The organism is Pseudomonas sp. P135, from assembly GCF_020312125.1.
GTDB classification, from domain to species: Bacteria; Pseudomonadota; Gammaproteobacteria; order Pseudomonadales; family Pseudomonadaceae; genus Aquipseudomonas; species Aquipseudomonas fragariae.
Genome location: NZ_JAGPYR010000008.1, coordinates 277,391 through 287,046 on the forward strand (window position 1 = coordinate 277,391; position 9,656 = coordinate 287,046).

8 protein-coding genes are annotated in these 9,656 nt (G+C 60.6%); 7 read left to right on the plus strand and 1 reads right to left on the minus strand.

The features are described from left to right. The first annotated feature begins 5 nt into the window (after positions 1–5). The 4 genes from KBY08_RS15325 to treS all read left to right on the plus strand — a co-directional run bounded on the left by KBY08_RS15325 (position 6) and on the right by treS (position 3,931). Positions 6–611: a DJ-1/PfpI family protein gene (locus tag KBY08_RS15325; protein ID WP_010430079.1), complete on the plus strand. Its 606-nt coding sequence runs from the start codon at positions 6–8 to the stop codon at positions 609–611. 226 nt (positions 612–837) lie between these two features. Beyond that, positions 838–1,137: a helix-turn-helix domain-containing protein gene (locus KBY08_RS15330; protein ID WP_003400996.1), complete on the plus strand. Its 300-nt coding sequence runs from the start codon at positions 838–840 to the stop codon at positions 1,135–1,137. Further along, a complete protein-coding gene (locus tag KBY08_RS15335) occupies positions 1,134–1,703 on the plus strand; it encodes a substrate-binding domain-containing protein (protein WP_229768885.1) in 570 nt (189 codons plus the stop codon). The genes KBY08_RS15330 and KBY08_RS15335 overlap by 4 nt, the downstream gene beginning before the upstream one ends. Positions 1,704–1,867: 164 nt before the next feature. Beyond that, complete coding sequence (gene treS / locus KBY08_RS15340; RefSeq protein WP_003401001.1) at positions 1,868–3,931, plus strand: maltose alpha-D-glucosyltransferase; 2,064 nt, start codon at positions 1,868–1,870, stop codon at positions 3,929–3,931. A gap of 49 nt (positions 3,932–3,980) precedes the next feature. Here treS and KBY08_RS15345 read toward each other — a convergent pair whose 3' ends face one another. Then, a complete protein-coding gene (locus KBY08_RS15345; protein ID WP_103359497.1) occupies positions 3,981–5,744 on the minus strand; it encodes a sigma-54-dependent Fis family transcriptional regulator in 1,764 nt (587 codons plus the stop codon). 277 nt (positions 5,745–6,021) lie between these two features. On the opposite strand from KBY08_RS15345, the gene KBY08_RS15350 reads away from it, so the two are divergent. The 3 genes from KBY08_RS15350 (at position 6,022) to KBY08_RS15360 (ending at position 9,389) form a co-directional block, all read left to right on the plus strand. Then, positions 6,022–7,503 carry a benzaldehyde dehydrogenase gene (locus KBY08_RS15350; protein WP_011267927.1) on the plus strand — a complete coding sequence of 494 codons (1,482 nt, stop codon included), beginning with the start codon at positions 6,022–6,024 and terminating at the stop codon, positions 7,501–7,503. A gap of 86 nt (positions 7,504–7,589) precedes the next feature. Continuing rightward, positions 7,590–8,357 (plus strand): coniferyl-alcohol dehydrogenase, encoded by a 768-nt coding sequence (locus KBY08_RS15355; RefSeq protein ID WP_225651169.1) that lies wholly within the window; start codon positions 7,590–7,592, stop codon positions 8,355–8,357. An 84-nt stretch (positions 8,358–8,441) separates the two neighbouring features. Further along, positions 8,442–9,389 (plus strand): transporter, encoded by a 948-nt coding sequence (locus tag KBY08_RS15360; protein ID WP_024638650.1) that lies wholly within the window; start codon positions 8,442–8,444, stop codon positions 9,387–9,389. Positions 9,390–9,656: the final 267 nt, after the last annotated feature.

The following is a 9,656-nucleotide window of genomic DNA, read 5'->3' on the forward strand; positions in this document are numbered from 1 at the left end:
AACTCGTGCCACTCAATATCGGTATCTACGTTTATGACGACGTCGAGGTTCTCGACTTCGCTGGCCCCTATGAAGTATTCACCACCGCAACCCGCATGCACGCCCGCAACAGCCGTGATGACCGGCAGTTGTTCAACGTGTTCACCATTGGCCGCAGCACCGCGTCAGTGCGTGCCCGCGCCGGGCTCAAGGTCGATCCGGATTTCTCGATCAACGACCATCCGCCCGTCGACTGCCTGATCGTTCCGGGTGGCGTCGTGACCGCTGAACTGGAAAAGCCCGACGTGATTCACTGGATCAGCGATCAGTCGGAGCCTGGCCGCGTGGTCGCTGCCGTATGCACCGGCGCCTTCCTGCTGGCCAGGACCGGCAAACTGGCCGGCAAGCAGGTGACCACCCACTGGGAAGACATCGACGACCTCAAGGAAATGTTCCCGTCGGTGGACGTGCTCAGCACGCTGCGCTGGGTCGATGAAGGCTCGTTCGTGACCTCGGCAGGTATTTCCGCCGGTATCGACATGAGCCTGCACCTGGTCGAGCGTCTGCACAGCCGTGAGCTGGCCGAACGTACCGCGCTGCAAATGGATTTCGACTGGACCGAGAACGACTGAGTCCAGTCGCGCTGCGGATACCCCTGAAGAGGCTATGTGCGCGAAATGTGCATAGCCAGCGCTTCAACGCGATAGCCAGCGTCCGCCTTACCCCCGCTTGAGACATTCATTCGAACAGCCGATAAACCGGCCAGCTCGGTGTTTCGGCGGGGGTTTCCTGTATTCCCGAGCCTTTGGCTCAGCGGCAGGGCCGCACCCACCTTTGCAAAACCAGAGTGCAGGACACATGAAAACCCACTTCTTCAAAGTCGTTCAAACCGTCGCACAGCACGGTTCGTTCTCCGAGGCCGCCGCCATTTTGGGCTGCAGCCAGTCGAACATTAGCTATGCGATCAAGGAAGTCGAAGATTTTTTCGAAAAACGCCTGTTCATTCGCAGCCGCACAGGCTGCACGCTTACCCCTGAAGGCAAGGTCATCAGCCAGACCCTGGGAAATATCATGGCCACGCTCGAACAACTAAAAAAAATGGGGTCAGTGGCAGCGTCACCATTCATTACCACTCGCACATCTGCGAGACCGGCCTGAGTACCTCGCTGGACTTTCTCGCCCATCATTACCCCGATATCCACCTGAACGTGCTGCACCGCAGCGAACAGCATCCGTCGCTGGACGCATTGATAAAGGGCGTGGCCGATATTCTCATCCTGCCGGGTGCTGTGCTGGACGAGCATTACCTCGAGCACCATTGCTGGTCGGACCACTACGTACTGGTGGCGGCGCGCAGCAAGCAGGGGGCAGCTCAGTGTTTCGCCGAGCTTGCGCAGGTGTCGCGCTATGTGGCCTGGCGGCATCCGGGCGTGGAGCGCCTGCACCAGCAACTGGCATCGGCACAGGTACGGCTCAGTCAACGCGGCGAACTCAGTTGCCTGGACACGCTGCTGGACCTGGTTGCCAAGCGACATTGCATCTCGATTGTGCCTGGCGCGCTGTTGAACGGACGGCTTCGCGAGCTGGAGTCGATCCCGCTGCCGCTGACCGTGATGCGCCAGATCAGCGTTGTGGCGCGGCCTGCCTCATTGCTGTCCAACGCCGCCAATGCCGTGATTCAGGCGCTGAAAAAACCACCGGCCTCGAACCCTCAGTCTCATTGACGGAGGTGTCACAAAACACTGTCACAGTGCCCTCAACGAACCTTTGAACGCGATACGAATGCAACGAATCGGGCCGGCAAGGCTCATATCCGTAAGCAATACATTCAGGACGCTCCGCACGCGGGGCGTCTCAGGTCGCCGATTCGAGAGGAAGACTGAACGCTATGACGATACCGGACAAGCAGTACGTGGAATGGCTGGTCGAGCAATCGATGCTGAACGCGGCAAGACAGCGCGCCAAGACCTATTCGGGGCAGGGCAGGCTCTGGCAGCGTCCTTTCGCCCTTGCACGTCCCAGAGATGCCTCCGCTATCGCCTCGGTCTGGTTCACCGCCTACCCGGCCTCCATCGTCACCCGCGAAGGCGGCTCGGTGCTCGAAGCGCTGGGTGATGAAACGCTGTGGCATGCACTGTCGGAGATCGGCATTCAGGGCATTCACAACGGGCCGCTGAAGCTGTCCGGCGGACTGCAGGGGCGCGAACGCACGCCGAGTATCGATGGCAACTTCGACCGCATCAGTTTCGGCATCGACCCGGACCTGGGTACCGAAGCGCAACTGTTGAGCCTGACGCGCATTGCCGCAGCGCACAACGCGGTGATCATCGACGACATCATCCCGTCGCACACCGGCAAGGGCGCAGACTTCCGCCTGGCCGAGATGGCGTACGAGGATTACCCCGGCCTGTTCCACATGGTCGAGATCCGTGAGGAAGACTGGCAGCTGTTGCCTGAAGTGCCAGCGGGCCGCGATGCGGTCAACCTGATGCCCGATGTGGTGGATCAGTTGCGCGACAAGCACTACATCGTCGGTCAGTTGCAACGGGTGATTTTCTTCGAGCCCGGGGTCAAGGAAACCGACTGGAGCGCCACCGACGTGGTACAGGGCGTTGATGGCAAGGCCCGCCGTTGGGTTTACCTGCATTACTTCAAGGACGGCCAGCCCTCCCTGAACTGGCTGGACCCCAGCTTCGCCGCGCAGCAGATGATCATCGGTGACGCGCTGCATGCCATCGATGTCATGGGCGCCCGGGTGTTGCGCCTGGACGCCAACGGTTTCCTTGGCGTCGAACGTCGCGCCGAAGGCACCGCCTGGTCGGAAAGCCATCCGCTGTCGATCACCGGCAACCAGCTTCTGGCCGGCGCGATACGCAAGGCCGGCGGCTTCAGCTTCCAGGAGCTGAACCTGACCATCGATGACATTGCCTCCATGGGGCAGGGTGGCGCGGATCTGTCCTACGACTTCATTACCCGGCCGGCCTATCAACACGCGCTGCTGACCGGCACCACTGAATTCCTGCGCCTGATGCTGCGCCAGGTGCATGCCTATGGCATCGATCCGGCGTCATTGATCCATGCCTTGCAGAACCACGATGAGCTGACCCTGGAACTGGTGCATTTCTGGACGCTGCACGCCCACGACACCTTCCATTACCAGGGCCAGACGTTCCCGGGCAACATCCTGCGTGAGCACATTCGTGAGGAGATGTACGAGAAGCTGTCCGGCGAACACGCGCCGTACAACCTCAAGTTCGTCACCAACGGCGTCTCCTGCACCACGGCGAGCATCATCACTGCAGCGCTGGGCATTCGTGACCTGAGCACCATTACCGATGCCGACATTCAGCAGATCCAGCACATTCACCTGCTGCTGGTGATGTACAACGCCATGCAGCCGGGCGTGTTTGCCCTGTCTGGCTGGGACCTTGTCGGTGCCCTGACGCTGCCGGCCGAGCAGGTCGACCACCTGATGCAGGATGGCGACACGCGCTGGGTTCACCGCGGCGCCTACGATCTGGTCGATCTCGACCCGGAAGCCGAGTTTTCTGCCGGTGACATGCCGCGTCCCAAGACGTTGTACGGCAGCCTGGTCACTCAGCTCCAGCGTCCAGATTCGTTTGCCTCGCAGCTCAAGAAGATTCTCGCTGTGCGCCGCGCCTATGACATCGCGGCAAGCCGTCAGATTCTGATTCCTGATGTCGAGCATCCAGGGCTGCTGGTCATGGTCCATGAGCTGCCGGCCGGCAAGGGCACGCAGATCACTGCGCTTAATTTCAGCGCGGAGACGATCGTCGAAACGCTGCAGTTGCCTGGCATTGCGCCGGGTCCGGTGGTTGACATCATCAACGAGCGTGTTGAAGGCGATCTGACCGAGCAGGGCGAGTTCACCATCACCCTCGATGCCTACGAAGGGCTGGCTCTGCGTGTGGTCAGCGCCTTGCCACTCTGAGGTGTCACGCGCAGCCGGACTGGCTGCGCGTGAAACCGAATCAGGCTGTTCAGGGCTGACGCTTTTTCAGGCGGTAGGCAAACTGGGCGCGGCTCAGGCCCAGCAAGCGCGAGGCGGCCGCCAGGTTGCCTTCGCTCTTGTCCAGCGCCTCCTGGATCAGGCGCTGTTCAAGCTCGTCGATGGAGAACGCCTTATCCGGCTGATTAAGGGTACCCAGCAGCGAGGCAGCAGGTGCCTGCTGTGCGCCCGCAGTCGATGCCTGACGCAGTGCTCCATGGTGATTCAGCGAGTAGGTGTCCCGTGGTAACGATTCGTTGCGGAAAATATGCACCAGATCGATGGCCTGGCCTTCATCACTGGCAATCAGGCCGCGCTCGATCAGGTTCTGCAATTCGCGCACATTCCCGGCAAAGTCATAACCCAGCAGGGTCTTCAGCGCGCGCATGGTCAATCCGGCCGGCGTCCTGCCGTACTCCTGACAGAAGCGCCCGAGAAAGAAATTGATCAGCAGCGGAATGTCATCGCGGCGCTCGCGCAATGGCGGCAGGGCGATCGGGTAGACGTTCAGGCGATAGAACAGGTCTTCGCGGAAATCGCCCTCGGCCACCGCCTTGCGCAGGTCGACATTGGTCGCCGCCACCACTCGAACGTTGACCTTGATGCCGTGCACCCCGCCGACGCGCTCGATCTCGCGTTCCTGCAAGGCGCGCAGCAGCTTGCTTTGCCCGGCAAGGCTCAGAGAGGTGATTTCATCCAGAAACAGCGTGCCACCGTTGGCGCGCTCGAAACGCCCGGCTCTGGAATGCGTTGCCCCGGTATAAGCCCCTCGCTCCACACCGAACAGCTCGGCCTCGATAAGGTTGTCGGGGATGGCTGCGCAGTTGAGTGCAACGAACGGGCCTTCGCGGTTGCGGCTGAGCTGATGCAACTGGCGGGCGAACATTTCCTTGCCGACTCCGGACTCGCCGCTGATCAATACGGTTGCCGGGGTCATCGCCACCCGTTGCAACGCCTGGGTGGCCGCATTGAAGGCAGCGCTTGCGCCGACCAGCGGCTGGTCGGTGCCGGTCGGCGGGCTTGCCTCATAGCTCGCTGCTGGCGTCGGGACGCTGTGTACTGGCGCAGGTGAGTTGACCGCTCTCAGGTAGCTCAGGTCGCGTTCGACATCGCCCCATTGTTCCGAGGTCTTGCCGACCACACGGCAGTTCGCATGCCCCATGCCCCGGCATTCAACCTCGCGGAAAACCACCATCTGCCCGAACAGGCCGCTGACAAAGCCCGTGGCGTAACCGATTTCGGTCCAGCACACCGGGTCCTGGCCGATGCCATACGCTGCAACATGTTCGTCGGCTTCGCACGAGTGATGCCAGAGAAACTCCCCCTCGTAGAACCCCGACTCGGCGTCGAATTTGAAGTGCAGCGGCTCGACCTTGGTCATGCCTTCCAGGGTATGCAAGTGCGTACCGGCACGAAACGCCGACGAGGCGTCAGCCTGTGGCCAGCGTTCGCGAATCAATCGGGCGTCCCGCGCGCCAGACAGATACCCGGCACGGGTGAACATCCCGCGTGCCTGTTCCAGGCCCAGCCGTTCGATGATTTCGCGGCGCAGGGTGCCGAACGATGAAGTATGCAGCAGCATCATGCGTTGGTCGTTAAGCCAGATGCGCCCATCATCGGGCGAGAAGAACAGGCAACTGGTCAATTCCTCAGCGGTTGGCGAGTCGCCTGCGTGCGTCTGACTGCTGTCGCCGCGAGGCGAGAAATGCTCGGTGGGGACGCTGTGATCGGGCAGCTCGCAGTGAGGGTTGTTCATGGGTGTACCTCGGCCGGGCAATGGTCGAAATGATCAAATCGAGGCTTGATCAATAAACATAACTTCATCAAATGAACAAGCGTGTCCGCGTAGAGTTTGAGCCTGAGGGGCTCGACGCTTCAACAAGGTCGTCGCAAACCCTTGTCCCAAAGCGGTCGAGTGATGACATGATGGTCGGATTACAATCCCGGCACAGCCTTTGCTCTGACGTACGTACGGCGCATGTTTCCCATGGCAAATGGGGCAGGCGATTACAACCATAAAAGCCGGAGTTAATATGTCAGCGTCTGATGGCACCCCTCTGTTGCAACGCGCGATTGAAGCCGAATGCGTTTTCAATGGCGACTGGATTCCTTCTTCATCTCCTTCCTTGCCCGTCATCGAGCCTGCGACCGGCGAGCTGTTGATGAACACAGCCATGGCCGATGCCGCAGATATTGCCGTCGCCTGTCGAGAAGCCGCGCTGGCCCAACCTGCCTGGGCGGCGCTGGGGCCGCGTGAAAAGGCCGACATATTTCTTCTGGCCGCCGATCATGCGGTCTGTGCGTTCGATGAACTGGCCCTGTATGTCGCCCGCGAGACCGGCGGCAGCCTGCACAAGGGCCAGCACGAAGTGAACGAGACCATCGTGTTGTTGCGTCAGGCTGCGGGGATGCTGTCGCAGGCACATGGCCATGGCCTGATACTGCCGAGTCAGGCCGGTCGTCTGTCCTATGCGCGGCGTGTCGCGCATGGTGTGGTGGGGGTGATATCGCCGTTCAATTTTCCTCTGGTTCTTTCCCTGCGCTCGGTCGCTCCGGCCCTTGCTGCCGGTAATGCCGTGGTGCTCAAACCCGATCCGCAGACGCCGATCAGCGGCGGTTTCCTGATCGCCCGGCTGTTCGAGGAAGCCGGCCTGCCCAAGGGGCTGCTGCACGTGCTGCCGGGTTCGGCTGATGCTGGCGAAGCGCTGTGCCGCGACACCAACGTGCAGATGATCACCTTTACCGGTTCGACCGGGGCCGGACGCAAGGTTGCCGAGGCTGCGGGCCGAAACCTGAAGAAAGTGTCGCTGGAGCTGGGCGGCAAGAATCCGCTGGTCATTCTCGAAGACGCCGACCTTGATCTGGCCGCCAGCAATGCGGCGTTTGGTGCCTGGCTGCACCAGGGGCAGATCTGCATGGCCACCGGGCTGATCCTGGTGCACGAATCCATTGTCGCCGACCTGACCCGCAAGCTGGCGGACAAGGCGCGGGCGCTGACGGTGGGTAACGCGGCACGCGGTGAGGCTGCTCTGGGGCCGCTGATCAACAAACGGCAGTTGCAGCACGTGCATCAAGTGGTCAGTGACAGCCTGCAGGCCGGTGCGCGACTGGAAACCGGTGGCGAGTATGAAGGCCTGTTCTATCGACCGACCGTGCTCAGCGGCGTGAAACCCGGCATGCGCGCATTCGACGAAGAGATTTTTGGCCCGGTGGCCGTTGTGGTCAGTTTTTCCACAGACGAGGAAGCCATCGAACTGGCCAATCGTTCCGAGTATGGCCTGGCGGCTGCGGTGATTTCCCCGGACGTCGGCCGCGCGACGGCAATTGGCGACCGACTCAAGTGCGGCATGTTGCACATCAACGATCAGACAGTGGCCGATGAGTGTGTCAACTCGTTCGGCGGGCGCGGTGCGTCGGGCAACGGCAGCAGTGCTGGCAGCCCCTCGGACTGGGATGAATACAGCCAATGGCAGTGGGTGACGGTGAAGAACCAGGCACCGGCCTATCCATTCTGAGTCTGACTGATATTCCACGCTTCATTGCAGCGAGTGATGTGATTCAACGGCAAGACGTGATCCAACAACAATAAGAGCGCGTGATTATGAACCTGAATAACAAAACACTGATCGTCACTGGTGTGTCATCCGGTATCGGCGCTGAGCTGGCACGTGTGGCACGCTTCCAGGGTGCCCGGGTAATCGGCATCGATCGTCATGAACCGCAGTTGACCGTGGACAGTTTCTTCCAGGCGGACCTCGCCGATCCAGACAATATCGATGCATTGATCGAGCGTTTGCCCAAGCAGATCGACGGCCTGTGCAACATTGCCGGCGTACCCGGCACAGCGCCCGTTCAGACGGTCGCCCAGGTCAATTACCTCGGGCTGCGTCACCTGACCCAGCGTTTGCTGCCACGCATCGCGCCGGGCGGCAGTGTTGTCAATGTAGCGTCGATACTCGGTTCACAGTGGCCGGAAAGGCTGGAGTTGCACAAGGCGCTGGCCGCCACCGAAAGCTACAGCGAAGGGCAGGAGTGGCTGGCGGCCAATCCGGTCGCCCATGAAACCTGCTACCAGTATTTCAAGGAAGCGCTGATCGTCTGGAGCTTAAGGCAGTCGCAGGAATGGTTTCGCGATCATTCGGTGCGCGTCAACTGCGTGGCACCCGGGCCGGTGTTCACACCGATTCTGGGAGACTTTGTCAGCATGGTTGGCCAGGAGCGGGTCACCCGCGATGGCCTGCACATGAAGCGTCCTGCGCTGGCCGATGAGGTGGCCGAGGTGATTGCGTTTCTGTGTTCCGACGCCTCGCGCTGGGTCAACGGTATCAACTTGCCGGTAGATGGAGGGTTGGCCGCTTCCTACGTGTAATGGCTGCACGTGTTGCAACCCCGGCGACGCGCTCGTGGCGTCGGGGCTCTTGAAAACAACAACAATAAGTACAGGAATCACAAGATGCCCAAGTCTGTCTTGCGTACCGTTGCGACCGTATCATTCATCGCCCTGTCATCGACTGCATACGCCTATGACTTGCCCGGCCTCAACCTGGGCAACACCAGTTTCTACGACGGATCCCCGGCGCCTGCGGGGCCGGGCTGGTATCTGGAGGAGTATCTGAACTATGCCAAGGCCAATCGCTTCAATGACGTGAATGGCGACAAACTGCAACTTCCCAAACAGGACGTGGATGTATTGGCGGTGACTACGCAGATCATCTACGTCGGTCAGCCAATGGCCAATGGGGCCATGCCGGGTATTACCGCAATCAACACGTCGTTGGCGCATGTCGACGTGGATGACGGTCTGGGCAACACCGCCCTGAGTTCGCGCGCCGGTTTCGGCGATCTGGTCATCGGCCCGTTTCTGCAACTGCCGACGATCACCCGTGCCGATGGCAGTCCGCTGCTGACCCAGCGTATCGAGGCGGACATTGCGATTCCGGTCGGTGCCTACGATCGCAATCGCTCGATCAACCCCGGGAGCAATTTCTGGTCGTTCAACCCGTACTACGCCGCGACTTACTGGTTCTCGCCGAAATGGTCGGCCAGCGGACGTTTCATGTATTTGTGGAACGGCAAGAATGATGACCCTCAAGCCGGGTTCGGCAATGTTTCCGATACGCAGGCAGGGCAGGCGCTGCACGCCAACCTGACCTTGCAATATGCGGTTAACGAGCAACTTTCGCTGGGGCTCAACGGTTACTGGCTCAAGCAGTTCACGGACACCCAGGTGGATGGACATGATGTCAGCGGTCGCAAGGAAAAGGTTTGGGCCATTGGCCCTGGCTTCCTGTATGCCTTTAACAAGGAGAACGTGCTGACGGTCAATAGTTACTTCGAACAGGGCGCGGAAAACCGCACCGAAGGCAACAAGCTGGTGCTGAATTTTCTGCACAAGCTGTAAGGCATTGGAATGTTTTGACTATCGTTCCAACGCTCCGCGTTGGAATGCCGTTCGTGACGCTCTGCGTCACACAAGGGTTCTGCGATGTCAGGTGGATTGAGGTTCGGCTCAGGTCACCTTTTCGCCCCTCGGCGAGTTACTTTGATGGGGCCAAAGTAACCAAAGCCCCTCGCTCCTGTTTCCGGCCCGACTTCGTCGGGTTCCTTCGCCCTGACACTGATCCGGGGGTCGCCGCAACGGGCCATCCATGGCCCAGACTGTGTAAAA

Coding starts and splice junctions, on each gene's coding strand:
- treS (WP_003401001.1), top strand. CDS start 1,868: ATGACGATACCGGACAAGCAGTACGTGGAATGGCTGGTCGAGCAATCG.
- KBY08_RS15355 (WP_225651169.1), top strand. CDS start 7,590: ATGAACCTGAATAACAAAACACTGATCGTCACTGGTGTGTCATCCGGT.
- KBY08_RS15345 (WP_103359497.1), bottom strand. CDS start 5,744: ATGAACAACCCTCACTGCGAGCTGCCCGATCACAGCGTCCCCACCGAG.
- KBY08_RS15330 (WP_003400996.1), top strand. CDS start 838: ATGAAAACCCACTTCTTCAAAGTCGTTCAAACCGTCGCACAGCACGGT.
- KBY08_RS15360 (WP_024638650.1), top strand. CDS start 8,442: ATGCCCAAGTCTGTCTTGCGTACCGTTGCGACCGTATCATTCATCGCC.
- KBY08_RS15350 (WP_011267927.1), top strand. CDS start 6,022: ATGTCAGCGTCTGATGGCACCCCTCTGTTGCAACGCGCGATTGAAGCC.